Raw genomic sequence first — 18,285 nt, forward strand, 5'->3', positions numbered from 1 at the left:
TATGTGGTTAACTCGAATCAGTGTGAAATATCCTGTCTTTACGATCATGATGATGCTATGCCTGATGGTATTGGGCTTATCATCATGGCAACGAATGGGAGTTGAAGAATTCCCTGATGTCGATTTCCCATTTGTGGTCGTGTATACCACTTATCCAGGTGCTTCTCCTGAAACTGTTGAATCTGAAATTACCAAAAAGATGGAAGATCAGATCAATACGATCTCAGGTGTTAAACAAGTGATATCGCAGTCAAGTGAAGGACTCTCTACAATTATCACTGAGTTTAATTTAGATGTTCCTTCAACCGTTGCAGCTCAAGATATTCGAGACAAAATTGCGCCAGTGACAGCTGAATTTCGTGATGAAATTACTGATCCTATTGTTGAGCGCTATGATCCTTCCGCAGGTGCCATCATGTCGGTGGTATTTGAGTCTGAGAATATGTCACTCCGAGAGCTCAGCTCTTATTTAGATCAAAAAATTGTTCCTCAATTGAGAACTGTTCGTGGGGTAGGTACAGTTAACCTGCTAGGTGACTCGCAGCGTCAAATTCGTATTGAAGTTAATCCACAAAAATTACAAAGTCTTGGTGTTGGCGTTGATCAAGTCATTAACACACTAAAAGGCGAAAACATTGAAGTCCCTGGGGGCACACTCAAACAGTCAAATTCAGAGCTGGTTGTTGAAATTAAATCAAGAGTAATTCATCCCCAATCCTTTGGGGATCTCATCGTCGCGAGTAAAAATGGCACGCCAATCTACTTAAAACAAGTAGCTGAAATTTACGACAGCCAAGCTGAACTCGAGTCGAGTGCATTCATTAACGGTCAAAATGCTGTCGCGTTGGATATTCTCAGAAGCTCTGATTCAAATGTAATTGATGTTGTAGATGCGGCTTATAAAACACTAAACCGTATAGAACAACAACTCCCGCAAGGGACAACATTGAAAGTAGTTGTCGATACATCTCGAGGCATACGAGCAAGTATTGGTGATGTTGCCCGTACAATTATTGAAGGTGGTGTACTTGCGGTTGTCATCGTTCTACTGTTTTTAGGTTCATTTAGATCGACGATTATTACAGGCCTTACCCTGCCAATCGCCCTACTCGGCACATTAACGTTCATTTGGGCTTTTGGTTTTACCATCAATATGATGACTCTTCTTGCCCTGTCTTTAAGTATTGGTCTTCTTATTGATGATGCAATTGTGGTACGTGAAAATATTGTCCGCCATGCTGATATGGGGAAAGATCATGTGACTGCTGCTTTAGATGGAACCAAAGAAATTGGGCTGGCAGTTCTCGCAACCACTTTGACCATTGTTGCGGTGTTCTTACCAGTTGCATTCATGGGCGGTATTATCGGTCGTTTCTTCTACCAATTTGGCGTGACAGTAAGTACCGCTGTACTGATCTCAATGTTTGTCAGTTTTACGCTCGATCCAATGCTCTCAGCTCACTGGGCTGAACGTCATCATCCAAATAAAAAACCGAGCGCATTGAAACGCTTCTTCAATGGGATCTCAAATAAACTTGATTCATTAAATGAAGTGTACGAGAAGCTGCTAAAACTGGCACTAAGATTCCGCTTTCTAACAATTGTCGTTGCTGTTGCTTCACTGTTTGGCGCGCTCGCGCTATCGAAAATGGTGGGAACAGAGTTTGTACCTGTTCCAGATAAAGGTGAAATTCGGATCAAATTTGAAACGCCCGTAGATGCTTCACTCGAATACTCTCAGGCAAAGTTAAAACAAGTTGAATCTATTATTCGACAGCATCCAGAAGTTAAAGGAACGTACGGCGTTATTAATGGGGTGACTGATCGCGGGAAAAACCATGTAAGCATCCGAGTCAGTTTAAGTCCTCGTCAAGAGCGCTCTCAGACACTGACTGATTTAACCAATGAGTTTCGTGATCGACTACAAACAGTGGCGGGTATTACCCTCACCTCTATTGCTTCAGCAGATGAAACTGTGTCTGGTGGTCAAAAGCCTGTCATGATTTCCATCAAAGGACCTGAGCTAGATGAATTACAAAAAATTTCTGATCGTTTCATGGTGGAAATGGCAAAAATTGATGGTGTCGTCGATTTAGAAAGCTCGCTCAAAGAGCCTAAACCTACCCTTGAAGTGCATGTAAATCGTGTACTTGCAAACGATTTAGGATTATCAGTCAGCCAAATTGCCAATGTGATCCGCCCTCTCCTTGCTGGTGATGATGTAACGACGTGGAAAGACGAAAAAGGTGAAACCTATGATGTCAATTTGCGCCTCTCTGAAGATCAACGTACGCTTCCAAGTGACATCAATAATTTATATTTAAAATCGCAAAAAGTGGATGCGAATAATCAACCTATCTTGGTTCCGCTCTCAAGCGTAACAAGCACACAAGAAAGTTATGGTGCATCTCAAATCAACCGTCGTGATTTAGCACGTGAAGTCATGGTTGAAGCCAATACTTCAGGTCGACCTGCAGGTGATATTGGTCGAGATATTAAAGCATTGCAAGATAACTTCGAGATGCCTGCTGGCTATGGTTTTGAAACACAAGGTGCAAACGCAGATATGGAAGAATCGATTGGGTACGCTGTTACAGCCGTTACACTTTCTATTGTATTTATCTATATTGTTTTAGGCTCTCAATTCAATAGTTTTATTCATCCTGCGGCGATCATGGCCTCATTACCATTGTCATTGGTCGGAGTATTCCTTGCATTATTCTTATTTAACTCAACAATGAATTTATTCTCCATTATTGGCATCATCATGTTAATGGGATTAGTAACCAAGAATGCGATTCTCCTCATTGACTTTATTAAGAAAGCTATTGATCGCGGTGAGACACGTTTTGATGCCATTATTGCTGCAGGTAAAACACGACTTAGACCCATTCTGATGACCACGAGTGCGATGGTCATGGGTATGGTGCCATTGGCATTAGGCTTGGGTGAAGGAGGTGAACAAAGTGCTCCGATGGCGCATGCTGTCATTGGGGGCGTCATTACATCCACCCTGCTGACCTTAGTTGTGGTTCCCGTTATCTTTACTTACTTAGATGACTTTAAGAATTTTATGGTGCGTCAAACACGAAAATTCATGTCATAATGTAGAGAATTGTCATGAGGTGTCATTCAAAATGCTCACCTCATTTTTTATCGTATAATCTTATGCTTTAACGCTCATTATTAGGACAAATTCCATGCGCGCGAGTCGCTTTTTATTTGCAACGTTAAGAGAAACCCCAAGTGATGCTGAAGTAATCTCTCATCAGCTGATGCTTCGTGCGGGTATGATTCGTAAATTGGCTTCAGGATTATATTCTTGGTTGCCAATGGGCGTACGTGTGTTAAATAAAGTCGAAGCGATTGTTCGCGAAGAAATGGACCGTGCTGGTTCACTACAAGTATTGATGCCTGTGACCCAACCAGCAAGTTTATGGGTAGAATCTGGTCGCTATGTGCAATATGGTCCAGAACTTTTACGCTTTAATGACCGTCACAACAACCCTTTTGTTCTCGGTCCTACACATGAAGAAGTCATTACTGATTTAGCACGTAACGAACTCAAAAGTTATAAACAATTACCCGCTAATTTTTACCAAGTTCAAACTAAATTCCGTGATGAAGTGCGTCCTCGTTTTGGCGTTATGCGCTCTCGTGAATTCGTGATGAAAGATGCTTACTCATTCCATGCAGATCAAGCTTCATTACAAGAAACTTACGACACGATGTACGATGCCTATTGCCGTATTTTTACTCGTTTAGGTTTAGACTTCCGTCCAGTACAGGCGGATACAGGTTCAATTGGCGGTTCAGGTTCGCATGAATTCCATGTATTGGCATCAAGCGGTGAAGACGATATTGCATTCTCAACTGAATCAGATTATGCAGCCAATATTGAAATGGCTGAAGCGATTCTTGTAGGTGAACGTGCTGCACCAACTCAAGAATTAAAAATTGTTGAAACTCCAAATCAAAAGACTATAGCTGATGTATCTGCTTTCTTAGGTACTGATGCAAAACAGTCTGTCAAAGCTTTGTTGGTACAAGGAGTCGCTGAAGAAGGTAAAACTGCGCCTGTCGTGGCACTGTTCCTTCGTGGTGACCATGAGCTAAACGAAATCAAAGCTGAGAAACATCCGCTGATTGCATCACCACTTGCATTTGCAACTGAAGAACAACTGAGTGCTTTAGGCTTAACCGCTGGTTTTGTTGGTCCTCAAGGTTTAGTCGAAAAAGGGATTAATGTCATCGTTGACCGAGCAGCATCAGTTTTGTCTGATTTTGTTGCAGGTGCAAACGAAGCAAACAAACATGCGACGGGTGTGAACTGGGAGCGTGATGCTCAATTCACTGAAGTTTATGATCTTCGCAATGTTGTTGAGGGTGATCCATCTCCAGATGGTAAAGGTGTACTTCAAATTAAACGTGGTATTGAAGTTGGTCATATTTTCCAATTAGGTCAAAAATACTCTGAAGCTCTGGGCTGCAAAGTATTAGGTAAGGATGGTAAACCATTCACTGTAACAATGGGTTGTTATGGAATTGGGGTGACTCGCGTCGTCGCGGCTGCCATTGAACAAAATTACGATGAAAAAGGAATTATTTGGCCTGCTGCTATTGCACCTTTCCATGTCGCAATCGTTCCGATGAATGCTCATAAATCACCTCGTACTGTAGAGGCTGCTGAAGCACTTTATACAGAACTTCAAGCTGCTGGTTATGACGTGCTTTTAGATGACCGTGAAGAACGACCAGGCGTTAAATTCTCCGATATCGAAATTACAGGTATTCCGCACCGTATTGTTATCGGTGAAAAAGGTTTAGATGCTGGTACTTTTGAGTACAAAGGTCGTTCTGATACTGAATCAAGCAACCTGAGTAAAGAAGAAATACTCGCTAAAATCGCCCAATAATTTGAGCATAAAAAATCCCGCTATTCGCGGGATTTTTTATAGACCGTTGATATTCACTTTCAAATCTTTCACAGATGTACCAATAGCCCCAAAGCTCCCCATTGAGCCATTCGCTAAACCATTAAAGACCATCGGACTACTCGCCCCCTCACGTCCCAACATCACCTTGTTGAGACCAATATTCATTTTACTAGATTGTCCTGTATTTCCGATGTAAATGCCTGAAGGTGCAACACCTGCATGGAAACCAGATAATGAAAAACCATTGTTTTGATCAGTAGCTTTAGCCTGAAAATCGAATTTTGCAGAAGAATTTCCAGATACGAATGCAATAGGACAGCCTGAGCCTGTGCCACAGATTGATTGAATTGCGCCTCCAAACTGGACCATGTAGCCTTGTGGCACATTGCCTAATTGAACATTGATTTGAGGACGTTGGGATTGATTTAATGTAATTTCAAAGTTTCGATCAGCACTGCCTATTTCTAAAATTTTAGCGACACCGGGCACCAACTGCTTCAGATCATTATAAATCGATTTAGTTTGTGTAGCACTAGACACCTGATTACTGCTTGCGATATAGAGTGCGAATGGACTCAATTTAAACCCCGTAATTTGCTCCGCAAAAGTGATACCTATATTGGCAAATGGCGTGCCATTGCCTCCGTCTGTATCAATTTTTGCATTGATTGTAGACGAACCAGGGGTATGACCTAAAAATTGAACCTGAATTGGATTACCAGTTGGACCTGCGACCACTAAGCCAGCAGCTTGTGAATAATTTTTTCCTAATATTGGATCTTTAATTCCATCTTGATCAATGATCGCAGCCTGTGTGAACTCGATCTTATCCATTCCAATACCAATGCTGACCCCATCTTGACCAGTAGTAGATGAAAGAGACTGATCATCCAATGGTTGCATAGCAAAACATGGGAGTCCCACCGCAGCGGTCAAAATAAGTAAACTGAATCGTTTTGTTTTTATCATATTCATGAGTTTATCCCTCAACTTTCCATATTTACTTATTAATTTCGAGGTGTAATGCGCAATTCACTATTCAAGCGACCGCCAGTAATAGCCAATTCGCCTAAACGAGCGCCAGCACCTACAGTTGGAGGATAGAAGTTGATGTCTCTTGCTCTAAAAACACCCGAAGTTGTCTTTTGAGGATTGAACATCAAGGCAGCATTCACACCAAATTGTCCCGCACCATTTTGATCTTTACTAACAACCAATGCATTATTAAATGCAATTTTACCTGTCAAACGGTCTAAACCAAGTGTTGAACCATTATGAGGATCGGTAATTTGGAAGGTGTTATTGTCACCTTTCAGCTCTAATTCACCTACAAAAGTTAAGCTCTGACCATCTTCAGCAGCATTATTTGGAATTAAAGAAAAATCAACATCACCACCAAGACGTGATTTCACCACAAACATCACATCATCAGCTAAAGCAAAATTGTTGTCTGGTGATGAACTTCGCGTAGCACATCCTGCTGCTCCACTATTTAATTTACAGGTTTTATAAATGGTACCTGGCAGATATCCCGCAGCAACTTCTGTTGATAGAACAATCAACATATCGCGCAAGCTGACATTTACACTACCATTTTCTACGCCCATATTTCCTGTACCCTTCGCGTACAGATCAATATTACGTAAACCCATATAGTAATCTGTTGATGTTGCCGTATCTCCACTGCCTACCTTACCTCCATCAACCACTAAAATTGACGTGGTTTTATTACCTAGCGCTTGACCATTAGCTCGGTCTACCCCAGAGGTACTCATTGCAAAAGACAAACCAATTCTTGAGGTATTACCCGCTGTAGCAATCATGTTTTTAACAACATCGGAGCCTGCTAAAGTGTAATAAAAAGCTTGATCTGCACGAACTGATGTTCCATATAGAGCAAGATTGGCATTCAGATTATAAAAAGGCAGTGCCAAGCCCCACTCATTTTTAACATTTGTATTCGCAAACAAGTTAGCTGCTGGTGTTCCTGCACTATTGGTAAAACGTCCACGGCGGGAAATAGACTGAAATTCAGCACCACGAATCGCAGCAATCAAGCTGTATGGATTATCACCTGTTACTGCATTATGAATTTGGTGCTGATAATCAGTTGCTAAGGTTAAATAACTTCCATTACCAAAACGACTTTTTTGGAACACTTCGTTTTCAGGTAAGCGCAGTGTTTTTGTATCGGCTAAATTGAGATACACATTACCACTGTCAAAAGATGCTCGAGTATTTGGTCTTAACCCTGTTAAGTTACTAAACTCAAAACCATATGCATTTAGACCTGCCCCACCAATTTCTAAAGTCGTTGCTTGTCCATCACTTCCGAGCATTGAATCATTGTCTTTGGTAAAGTCAGCTTTCATACGGAACCCGATTCCAGAATCACCAATTACACTATTACTGGATGAAGCCGTTGGACTATTGGCATTTCCTAGAACACTTTCATTGCCTTTTGTACCACGAAATTGCAACGATGAATTGACCATTCGCCCGCTGGCACCTACACGGATGAGTCCTTTAGCTCCTTGAGGATTATTTGTATTGCTATTTAAAGCATATGGGTCATTTGAACTCACGTTCTTATTCAACATCACTTCGATATTTAGACCTGAGTTTGTTGTTTCACCCTCTGCACCTGACTTACCATTGCCATAGGTTCCTGTGTTAATAAATCCTGCTTTTTTTGAAGCCGAATTTGCAACACGGTTTAAATCCACATAACCCAAATTATCATTAGGCGTACTACTCATACCTGCAATGTTATCTGTCGAACCTGTACGTGTGTTCGACTGCATTCTCAATCCCTCAACCTCATCCACAAAAATAGCACCACGTGCTTTGAAGTTGAAGTTGAAGTTGTTTAAAACAAGTTGGTTGAGTTGATTTCGTGCATCAGTCTGCCCTAAATAGATATTGGCATTTTTAATCCCTAGTGCGATTTCGCTAAGGTTCTCTTTGCTGAATAAGCCGTGAATCGTTCTAAGCGATAAATCAGTATTGGAAGTGGTTTGTAAAGCCAATTGACCCATTGAAAAACTACAACGGCTTGAGCTCTCATTATCACAAATTCTGAGATTATTCATGGTCACTAAAGCAGGTGTCACACTGGCATTGAAGTCTAACCCTGCTTGGTTCGCATTGCTTCCAGCGTTAATTTTAATGTCTGCCCCTAGTGTTTGATTAGATACATTACTTTTTCGAATAAAGACATTATCTGCTGTTGCCTGCAATGTATTATTGGTTGCTCCACTACTGCCACGACCTGCTTGATCTTGCCAATAGACCTGATCCATGTTGGCTTCAGTCAATGTTGTCGAGATATGAACACCATCTTGACCATTTACATTTCGCAAAGCTTCGTCATGCATCACTTCTAAAGCCATAGCATGACCACTTGCAAGCAAGATACTCAGGCTTAATGCATTCATAACCAGCAATGAGCTGTGATTATATTTTTTATTGTTCATCACATTTCCTTATGCATCTTAAATTTCAACAACGCTGGTGACTGCCGTCACAACCAAACATCATGACTTTACCCTGAACAGCTAAATTACCATTCATTTTTAAACCCATAAAACCAGTTTCTCGCCCATGGTCATATGCAGAACGAGGAGCATTAGATGAATCATAACGTGTCACTTGCAGGTAACCATAGTCAGCAGGACTTGTTCCTACACCCTCAGTGGTGGCATTACTGGTAAATTTATCCTGACCAAAAGCCAAAGCATCAAAACCAAAATTACGAATTTGAATTGGCTTAGATGCATCAAAGCTCAGTTGCATCGCTGCTTTAAGCTGATCAGTACCAGAATCATTTTTATAGCTGAGATCTACACCATCCAAGCCAATCTTTTGAATATTTAGAGTGCCCTGAATCCCTTTAAAAACAAGCCATAATTTAAAACCATCTGTACTACTTGCTTGACCATCTTTGATATAGCGATTATTGACAGCAAGCGCGAGACGACAATATTCCACATCCTTACACAGTGCATCATCAAACACATAACGTTGAACATTATTCTCAGTCACTAACTTTTGGTTTAAAGAAAGTTTTAATGAGAGATCAGCTCCAGCTTGTCCTTCAACATTTTTTAAAGCTTCATCTGACATGGGCTCAAGTGCATAAGTCATTGATGCTATAACACTGAATAGGACAGCGACTAATGAATTTTTCATGAATGCTCTCCTATAATCCTTTTGTGGTGATTTTCATATGCTGAATAAGAACACCATCAATGACCGCAGAACCCATATTTTTAAAATTTGACGGTGGCAATGCAGCATTAGGCGTTTGGGGAATTGGATTGACTGCACCAAAACTTATACCTACTGCATCTGATCCTTTATAAGCACTTAAAGTATTATTCTCAGCGTTATAAGAAGTACTTCCAATAGTGATACTGCTATGTGTTGCATTCGTCCCTTGATAGCCATTCAAACCATTGTTACCACATTTATAAAAGTTACAGGTTGAGCCCGCATATTCTGTCGAGTTTGGATTGCTATAATCTGTGTATATTTTTTTATAAATTTCAGGTTTATTTGGAATACGCGTGAGTTCCAAACTAAAGTTTTTACCATCAGAGCCTAGAATCAAAGGCTGATAGAGTGAACCCAATACGATATTGGCATTCAAATTCTGAATAAAGATACCCTCATTGGCATCAAATACTGGTGCCAGAGTATTGTTGATGGCAGGGGTTTGTAAATTAGGAGTGTCTGATGTTTCACGCGTACTCAGTCTAAGAATATTGGCTGTTTTATTCCCCGTCGTCAGATTTTGACCATCCCCTGAGTTCAAACGCACAAGTCCAGCAACACCCAAGGTGTTGTTATAAAATGCACTCATGCCTGCTTGGTTACTTGCACCATTTAAAGTTTGAAAGATTTTTATATTACTTCCATTAATGGAAAAATTATTCCAAATGGCCTGTAAACGAAGTCGATTAGCACGATCCGCATTACTCGTTCCTGCTTTTTCACCCAATTGGTAAAGTAGTGGATCCCCTTCTTTACGAGAAGGATCAAGCACAAAAGCATCCGCCCACATGGCCATCTTCAATCTGTAAGCATCAAGACCATTAGCTGCATCCGTAGGACGAACTGTGTCCATTAATGGAGCTTCAAGCGTCAAGAATGGAACCTGACAGCTAGGATCATTACTTATACATGTTTTATTTAAATCAAAATTTGGAACCTGATTTTCAGTACCGACTCGAAGTAGCCATGGATTGGTTGCTGTTCCCCATGATCCTATACGTGCATCTTTATCTGTCGCAGCTAAGCGCGTATTGTGATTATTATCAGATTTAGATAATGCGAGACCATACACGAACAAATCAGCCTTACCCACGGAATGATCTTCTGACCCTACTGTTCCATTTTTATTGGTATCCAATGCCGCATCCGTTAAAGGCCCCACTGGAATGAGATGAATATATCCAGTATCTTTTTGGCGATTCATTAAATCTGCCGCAGTTGAATTTTCCCCTTGAAAAACAAAATAAGCATCTTGAGGAATCATGGCGACACCCTCACCAGTCGTCGCACTTAAATTTTCATCCGAAAGAGGCTGCAATGCGTAGAGCGAAACCGTAGTAAGCGTCATTAAACTTGCAAGTAAAGTCTGATTAAATATGTTCGTATAATTAAGTGCCATCTCGACCTTCCCGTATACGATGCCTTGCACCATATTTATATTTTTAATTGTTCAGAGAAGAATTCCATGCTTCTCTTTTAATATTAAGATTACATCACAGTTTATAGTATATAAATGAAGTGGAATTTGCAAAAAATTGCGATTGGGTTGGCATTTTTTCCGATAAATGAATAAATTCAATTTTTCAAATACTTATAAAAAAAGCAAACTCATTGAGTTTGCTTTTTGCATGAAGTCTTACAATTCAATACTTATGTTTTAGGTAAAGTTACACCTGTTTGACCTTGATATTTTCCACCACGATCTTTATAAGATGTTTCGCACACTTCATCAGACTCAAAAAACAACATTTGAGCAACACCTTCACCAGCATAAATACGTGCAGGTAAATTGGTTGTATTTGAAAATTCCAAGGTCACATGACCTTCCCACTCTGGCTCAAGTGGCGTCACGTTTACAATAATACCGCAACGTGCATAGGTTGATTTACCTAAACACACCGTCAAAACATTACGTGGGATACGGAAGTATTCTACTGTACGAGCAAGTGCAAATGAGTTAGGTGGAATAATACACACGTCAGCTTCGATATCTATAAAACTTTTATCATCGAAATTTTTTGGGTCAACAATAGCAGAGTGAACGTTTGTGAACACTTTGAACTCACGCGCACAACGAACATCATAACCATAGCTTGAAACGCCATATGAAATGAGTTTTTGACCATTTTCGTCTAAACGAACTTGGTTTTCTGCATACGGTTCAATCATGCCGTGTTTTTCGCTCATTTCGCGAATCCAACGATCAGACTTAATAGCCATTTATTTATTCCCAGAATACATATTCAATTACTGCGCTGTACTTTAACTGAAAACCCCGTCAATGGAAATAACCCACGATTTGTATTCCTGTTCAGTCTGCTGCGGTGAATCATCTTAAAGACTTAACAATGCCGAATAACTCATTGGAATTGAGAAACTCATCAGGACTAAGGATGCTGTTTTTTGCATATTGGACTGGTTTAACCATTTAATTTTATTATTGGCTAACAGCGACCCAATGAGTGTCCAAATAAAAGCGATGGGTAGGATCAATAAAATAAACATCAACATGTGCGCAATATAATAATCTACACTCACCCAAACAATTGCAGGGAAAATAGCCGAGGCAAAAAGCAAAGCTTTAGGATTGAGTAAAGTTGCACAGAATAATTCAGAAGCTTTGATGGTGGGCTGATTCAACTGATGTTCTACGTTGGCAGTGCGCCATAATTTGATGGCCAGATAGATAATATAGAATGAACTAAATAATTTTAATATCACTGGCAAAATTGGCAAATGAGTGGTGACACGACCAATTAAAAATCCCCATGCAGTGATGGCAATAAGATAGCCTAATGCTTCCGCGGGTATTAAGCGAAATGACTTTTTAATACCTACCTGTATGCCTGAAGATGCAAGTAAAGTATTGGTTGGTCCGGGTGTGAATAAAATCGTGGTAACCAACGCAATAAAGAGCCATGAAATCATAGGATGACCTCGCTGATAATGCGCTCAGATTAATCAGGATTATTTCAATTGGCAAAATATTATTTGTGTGAAAATTTCTCAAGAATGAAACACAATTTTTTTTGTAATATTTTTCATCAGGTTAGTTTGTCATTTAAATTATAACTCTGAAGTCACACAATGTAATCGAAACGAAAAACATGATGTACTCTTGCAAAAATGCTTATAGCACGTTCTTCATCGATGAAATTCAGCATCACAGTCCATTCACGCTGTGATGCTGAGTTCAAGCATTAATTTGACTGTTGTTCAGCTTCTTGAACCAGAATATTTAAAGATTTCTTTTGGAATTCTTCAGGATAATCAACATAAGGAATGATGGCAGCAGAAGCTGTCGTTGAAAGAATGAGAGAAATCATAACCATCTTCATTGCAGTGATTGAACGCATTTCTATACCCATATAACGTGAAATTTCACAAAATATTTTAGGTAGAAAAATTAGAGTAAATAATCCTAAAACGACGAACGGTCAACAAAAAAACCTGCCTAAGTCAGACTTAGACAGGTTTAACATTGAGTCTTTTCAAATACTTAGAAAATCCGACTTTTATCTTTTTCAGCTTTAGGCAATGCAGCTGCAATCTTCTGTGCAATTTCAATATAACTTTCTGCTGCATCGCCACCAATCAATACAGATGGTTTACCTTCATCGGCATGCTCTCGGATTTTCGCATTCAATGGTAAACGTCCAAGTAATGGAATATCGTATTGTTCCGATAACTTATCGCCACCACCAGTACCAAAGATTTGCTCTTCATGGCCACAGTTTGAACAAATATGTGTCGACATATTTTCCACCACGCCCATCACAGGAATTTGAACACGGTTAAACAATTCAATACCTTTGGTCGCATCCATCAGTGCCACGTTTTGCGGTGTCGTCACGATCACTGCACCAGTCACTGGAATACGTTGTGCCAGAGTTAATTGAATATCCCCTGTTCCTGGTGGCATGTCGATCATTAATACATCAAGATCAGGCCAAAGGGTTTGGTTGAACAGTTGCATCAATGCGCCTGTTGCTTTTGGACCACGCCAAGCCACAGGAGTATTGTGATCTCCTGTCAGATGACCAATCGACAACACCGCCATACCAAAAGCATCCAACGGTACAAAATGTTCTGCCTCGATCATTGGGGTTTTACCGGCATTACCAAGCATCGTTGGGATACTTGGACCATAGATATCTGCATCCAATACACCTACTTTCAGCCCGAGCTTTTGTAATGCCAAAGCTAAATTGACCGTAGTGGTTGATTTGCCTACACCACCCTTACCTGACGAAACTAAAATCACGTTCTGGATACGTGGATGCTTAGGTACATCACGTTGCTGTGGTGCAGCTTTTTGAATCGGTGCTTCTTCTTGTTGAGGTTGGTAATTCGCATTCGCTTGTTTTACCGCATCCTGGCTTGCAGATGCATCTACAACAGGAGGCAGATTAGATTTTGGGGCCTCAGCTTTTTTACTTGAACAGCTTTCACCTGCTGCATGGTTGTGCCCACAGCCACCTTGTTGTTGAGCATGACTTCCAGTTTTCTGCTGAATGACATGCATATTCAGCTCTTTAATCCCACACTTTTCCAAAGCATCAGCCAGTTCATCGTGAATTTGCTGTAACTGATCTTTTTCACTTGGCACGGTATTAATGGTAATTTGAAGTACATCACCTTCAACATTGACCTGTGTGATTCGATCTTTCAAAAAATTGTCAGAATTCGGCAAAACGTAGTGTTGTAATACGTGTTGTACAGCCTCTTCATTCACCTCCTTTGAGGGTGAAAAAACAGATTTGAGTGAAGAAAGCCACGACATACCGTACTCCAAGTCTGGACAGAAACTGATAAAGAAATAGTTTAACGAGAAATATCAACAAGGTTAAGCAACAATATATTGATCCCCGTTTGAATAGAAATATGTTAGTCGAATTCCAACTAAATTAGTCAGCTTTTTTATTATTTTTATTGGCGTATCTCGATTGATGTCATTGATACAGGCTATAAACTTGATTTCACTGTTAAACGCCTTGATTCATGTTGCAAGTGATTCATGCTTTCAACAAATACCAACACAATAGCGAATTTTTAACATTAAAATTGAAAAGAATATAAAACCAAGATAACGCTACGATATGTCTTTAAAACAAATAAATCTGAAACTTAAATTAAAAACACGCTCAATAACTGCCCTAATGAGCACAATGCTCCTTCTACCAATTTTAGGCTATGCCGCCAATGAATCCCGAAGTTTTCGTACTCCTTCAGGACAAATCATCAGCTTAGGTGACTCTTATGCAAAATTAAGCTCACACATGAAGCAGACGCCGACTTCAACACAACATTATGAATGGAAAGAAGGAAAAAATCGTTTTACGGCTTATAGCTATACCTACGAATTTCATGATCTGATTTACACCTTTACTGTGGTGAATAATGAAATTAGAAAAATCGAATGGATTAGAAAAAATTAAAAAAAAAAGCTCATCTGATGATGAGCTTTTTTGTGATCAATTTACTTTTTCAGTTGATCAATTTTTTCTGATGCTTTTGCTTTAAGATCCGCAAATTTTTCACTCGCTTGATCTTTCAGGTCATGTAATTTATCTGCTGCTTGCTCTTTCAAATCTACCGCTTTATGTTTTAAATCATCTAAAGTTGAATGCGCTTCAGAAGAATTTTGCTGCGTGTCATGTTTAAGATCATTCAGTTTTTTTTCACCTTCAAGCTTGGCTTCTGCTGCACCATGCTTCACTTGATCCAATGCTTTCTCGCCTTTCAGCTCAGCTTCCTTCGCCTTCAATTTCAGATCATCACCGAGTTCTGAAGCTTTGTTTTTTAAGTCATCAATTTTATTATTCGACATCTTCAATCCTCTTTATCGCTTTGATAGTGAATCTTAGTTATATCGAAGATTTGCAGTGCTCATCGTAAATGTTTCGAATCACTACAATTTCTCACATGATGATGTAGAACAACACTACGCTGTAACTTTTTGAGTTTAAAATGATGAATTTAGGAGCGAATACTCGACATAAAGTTCAATGCAGAAAACAACCAAATAAATAAAATAAAGCTTCGTGCTTGTGTGAAATGCTCGACATCCGTGCCATGCAAAATGTTATGACGTGTCGCGGTTACATTCGAGCTTGAATCCATTTTATAAGCCGCGAGTTCTGCAAAGTATGGATTAAGCTCAATGGCAATCTTAGATTTATGCCAAAGGCTCTTAATTTCATTGCCTTTCAAACCCGGTACAATTTTATAAACATCGACTAACTTGGTGACATTTTGCTTTAAGAAACCTTGTTGAATCAGCACATCTGTCAGTAAACCTTCAAGTTGGGCATAAAGTAATGGTACACAACCTGCATAACAGCCGAGTTTATACATTTTAAAAGCTTCGATAATCACAGAACGACGCAAGGCTTTATTCTGCTCATCGATCTGCATAGCATCGAAAGCGGTCAACACATCTTTTTGAAAAGCTTCAGTGTTAATAACATCAAGTAAGTTAAAACTTTGCACATCTTCATAAGCATGAATTTGTTGCCAAAAGTGCATCAGATTTAACGCATCATTGGCAACTTTCGAACCGACAGGTTGATCCAACTGATCGGCAAGCACATTAAAATATTCATCTTGCTGGGCAAGTTCACGTAAATGATTGACTAAAAGTGTATGTTCGCCTTGTGAGATTTGATCAAGATAATCCTGTGCCTGATTAAGAATTTGCTTACCCAGAGTTGGTAAGCCCTGCACATTCGATTTGATGCGTTTTACAGGTTGCTCATCTTCATAATCATCAAAATCGTCATACATGGTCAAACACTCAGGTGAATAGCAGGATGTCTATTATCCCTGATAAGTCTGTAACAAAGTAGCCTTTCCGCGTGCTCTAACTTTGTTAATAAATAAGAATTCATCAAAAGGCTTATGCAAGTCTCGCCTATCTCATGTAAAATTATCGCCCATTGCATAAAATACGAATGAGAGAGTCAGATCCGTGCGTAATATCTTAGTCACTAACGCCCTTCCATACGCCAATGGCCCGATCCATATGGGTCACTTACTCGGTTATATCCAAGCAGATATTTGGGTACGTGCGATGCGTGCAATGGGTCATAACGTGACTTATGTCTGCGCGGACGATGCTCACGGCACAGCAATTATGCTACGTGCTGAAGCCAACGGTATTACTCCAGAACAACAAATTGCCAATGTACAAAAAGAACATGAGCGTGACTTTGCCGGCTTCAAGGTTGATTTCGATCATTACGATTCAACCAACAGCGCTGAAAACCAAGCTCGCGCTTCTGAGATTTATATTAAGAACCGTGAAGCAGGCAATATTGCGGTGCGCCCTGTAACGCAATTGTTTGACCCTGAAAAAGGCATGTTCTTGTCTGACCGTTTTATTAAAGGCACCTGCCCGAAATGTAAAGCGGAAGATCAATACGGTGACTCATGCGAAGTTTGCGGTACAACGTATAACGCAACAGAATTGTTAAATCCAAAATCGACTTTAAGCGGTGCGACTCCTGTTGAGAAATCTTCAGATCACTACTTCTTTAAACTACCGAACTTTGGTGAATACCTACAAAAATGGACACGTGACGAAGGTCGTTTACCTGTGTCGATTGCCAACAAATTAGATGAATGGTTTGAAGCAGGTTTGTCGGATTGGGATATTTCTCGTGATGCGCCATATTTTGGTTTTGAAATTCCTGATGCACCAAACAAATATTTTTATGTTTGGGTCGATGCGCCAATCGGCTATATGTCGAGCTTTGAAAATTACATCAAAACTAAACGTCCTGATTTAAGCTTTGATGATTACTGGAAAAAAGATTCTCAAAATGAGGTGTATCACTTCATTGGTAAAGACATCGTGTATTTCCACGCATTGTTCTGGCCTGCAATGCTTGAAGGTGCCAACTACCGTACACCGACAAGCCTATTCGTAAACGGTTTCTTGACTGTAAATGGTCAGAAGATGTCTAAATCTCGTGGTACGTTCATTAAAGCGGAAACGTATTTAGAGCATTTAAACCCTGAATATTTACGTTACTACTTTGCGTCTAAACTTTCTGACAAAGTTGAAGATTCTGACTTGAACCTTGATGATTTCGTTCAAAAAGTGAATTCTGACCTTGTTGGTAAAGTGGTGAACATCGCAAGTCGTTGTGCGAAATTCATTAACACGAAATTTGACAATAAATTGTCTGCGACTTGTGCAGAGCCTGAGTTGGTTCAAAGCTTTATTGATGCTGGTGATTCAATTGCTCAGGCTTATGAAGCTCGTGAGTTCTCAACTGCGATTCGTGAAATCATGGCGCTTGCAGATAAAGCCAACCAATACATCGATGAGAAAAAGCCTTGGGCTTTAGCGAAGATTGAAGGTGAAGAACAACAAGTTCATGATGTGTGTTCAGTGGGTATTAACCTATTCCGTCAATTGGCGGTGTACCTTGCGCCTGTATTGCCAACATTGGCAGAACAAGTTCAAGCGTTCTTACAGCTTGACAGCTTCAACTTTGAATCGCGTCAGCAAATCTTGGTTGCACATGAAATTGCATTGTTCCAACCATTGATGCAACGTGTTGATCCGAAAGCGGTTGCTGCCATGGTGGATGCATCTAAAGATTCTTTAGCTGCCCCTGCTGAAGCACCAAAAGCTGAGAAGAAAAAAGAGAAAGCCAAAGAGAAGAAAGCTGAGCCGAAAGTGGGTGAAGCTGAAATTATCGGTATCGAAGACTTTATGAAAGTTGACCTACGTGTAGCGGAAGTTCTTGAAGCCGCAACGGTTGAAGGTTCAGACAAGCTTTTACAACTGACTTTAAATGTTGGTGAAGCTGAACCACGTAATGTGTTTAGCGGTATTCGTGAGTTCTACAAGCCTGAAGACTTAAAAGGCAAATTGGTGGTGATGGTGGCAAACCTTGCACCACGTAAGATGCGTTTTGGTATTTCAAACGGTATGGTACTCGCTGCGGGTAATGGCGACGGTGTTTGGGTGATTTCACCTGAATCTGGTGCTAAACCGGGTGATAAAGTGTCTTAATTTTTAGATTAAGATAAGAAAAAAGCCTCTACTGATGTAGGGGCT

At 40.1% G+C, this 18,285-nt stretch carries 13 protein-coding genes and 1 pseudogene; 4 read left to right on the forward strand and 10 right to left on the reverse strand.

The features are described 5' to 3' along the window. The first annotated feature begins 1 nt into the window (after position 1). Both AC1M87_RS10150 and AC1M87_RS10155 read left to right on the forward strand, forming a co-directional pair. A complete protein-coding gene (locus AC1M87_RS10150) occupies positions 2 to 3,106 on the forward strand; it encodes an efflux RND transporter permease subunit (RefSeq protein ID WP_481589084.1) in 3,105 nt (1,034 codons plus the stop codon). A gap of 94 nt (positions 3,107 to 3,200) precedes the next feature. Further along, positions 3,201 to 4,916, forward strand: coding sequence for a proline--tRNA ligase (locus AC1M87_RS10155; protein WP_481593618.1), 1,716 nt, complete (start codon positions 3,201 to 3,203; stop codon positions 4,914 to 4,916). A 36-nt stretch (positions 4,917 to 4,952) separates the two neighbouring features. Here AC1M87_RS10155 and AC1M87_RS10160 read toward each other — a convergent pair whose 3' ends face one another. From AC1M87_RS10160 to apbC, 8 genes and pseudogenes are all read right to left on the reverse strand, one after another. After that, positions 4,953 to 5,912 carry a DUF6160 family protein gene (locus AC1M87_RS10160; protein ID WP_481593619.1) on the reverse strand — a complete coding sequence of 320 codons (960 nt, stop codon included), beginning with the start codon at positions 5,910 to 5,912 and terminating at the stop codon, positions 4,953 to 4,955. Positions 5,913 to 5,944: 32 nt separating this feature from the next. Next, entirely contained in the window at positions 5,945 to 8,413 is a 2,469-nt protein-coding gene (locus AC1M87_RS10165) for a DUF6160 family protein (RefSeq protein ID WP_481593620.1), read from the reverse strand. A 25-nt stretch (positions 8,414 to 8,438) separates the two neighbouring features. Continuing rightward, positions 8,439 to 9,128, reverse strand: a complete 690-nt coding sequence (locus AC1M87_RS10170; protein WP_179999378.1) for a hypothetical protein — start codon at positions 9,126 to 9,128, stop codon at positions 8,439 to 8,441. A gap of 106 nt (positions 9,129 to 9,234) precedes the next feature. Beyond that, positions 9,235 to 10,644 (reverse strand): annotated as a pseudogene (locus AC1M87_RS10175) (hypothetical protein); the annotation flags it as partial. Positions 10,645 to 10,862: 218 nt separating this feature from the next. After that, on the reverse strand, positions 10,863 to 11,432 hold the full coding sequence (gene dcd / locus AC1M87_RS10180; protein ID WP_004694514.1) for a dCTP deaminase: 570 nt from the start codon (positions 11,430 to 11,432) through the stop codon (positions 10,863 to 10,865). Between the two features lie 114 nt (positions 11,433 to 11,546). Next, entirely contained in the window at positions 11,547 to 12,140 is a 594-nt protein-coding gene (locus AC1M87_RS10185; RefSeq protein ID WP_035269555.1) for a LysE family translocator, read from the reverse strand. Between the two features lie 272 nt (positions 12,141 to 12,412). Continuing rightward, complete coding sequence (locus AC1M87_RS10190) at positions 12,413 to 12,568, reverse strand: hypothetical protein (protein ID WP_481593621.1); 156 nt, start codon at positions 12,566 to 12,568, stop codon at positions 12,413 to 12,415. 143 nt (positions 12,569 to 12,711) lie between these two features. Further along, a complete protein-coding gene (gene apbC, locus AC1M87_RS10195; protein ID WP_481593622.1) occupies positions 12,712 to 13,995 on the reverse strand; it encodes an iron-sulfur cluster carrier protein ApbC in 1,284 nt (427 codons plus the stop codon). Between the two features lie 376 nt (positions 13,996 to 14,371). On the opposite strand from apbC, the gene AC1M87_RS10200 reads away from it, so the two are divergent. Beyond that, positions 14,372 to 14,650, forward strand: coding sequence for a hypothetical protein (locus tag AC1M87_RS10200; protein ID WP_481587284.1), 279 nt, complete (start codon positions 14,372 to 14,374; stop codon positions 14,648 to 14,650). A 41-nt stretch (positions 14,651 to 14,691) separates the two neighbouring features. On the opposite strand, the gene AC1M87_RS10205 is transcribed toward AC1M87_RS10200, so the two are convergent. Both AC1M87_RS10205 and AC1M87_RS10210 read right to left on the reverse strand, forming a co-directional pair. Continuing rightward, entirely contained in the window at positions 14,692 to 15,042 is a 351-nt protein-coding gene (locus AC1M87_RS10205) for a hypothetical protein (RefSeq protein WP_092766966.1), read from the reverse strand. Between the two features lie 149 nt (positions 15,043 to 15,191). Further along, on the reverse strand, positions 15,192 to 15,998 hold the full coding sequence (locus AC1M87_RS10210; protein WP_481593623.1) for a hypothetical protein: 807 nt from the start codon (positions 15,996 to 15,998) through the stop codon (positions 15,192 to 15,194). A 184-nt stretch (positions 15,999 to 16,182) separates the two neighbouring features. Between AC1M87_RS10210 and metG the strand changes: the two genes are divergently transcribed. Further along, entirely contained in the window at positions 16,183 to 18,240 is a 2,058-nt protein-coding gene (gene metG, locus AC1M87_RS10215; protein ID WP_481593624.1) for a methionine--tRNA ligase, read from the forward strand. The last annotated feature ends 45 nt before the right edge of the window (positions 18,241 to 18,285 follow it).

The sequence above is a fragment of the Acinetobacter sp. 24-47-62 genome, from assembly GCF_056779765.1.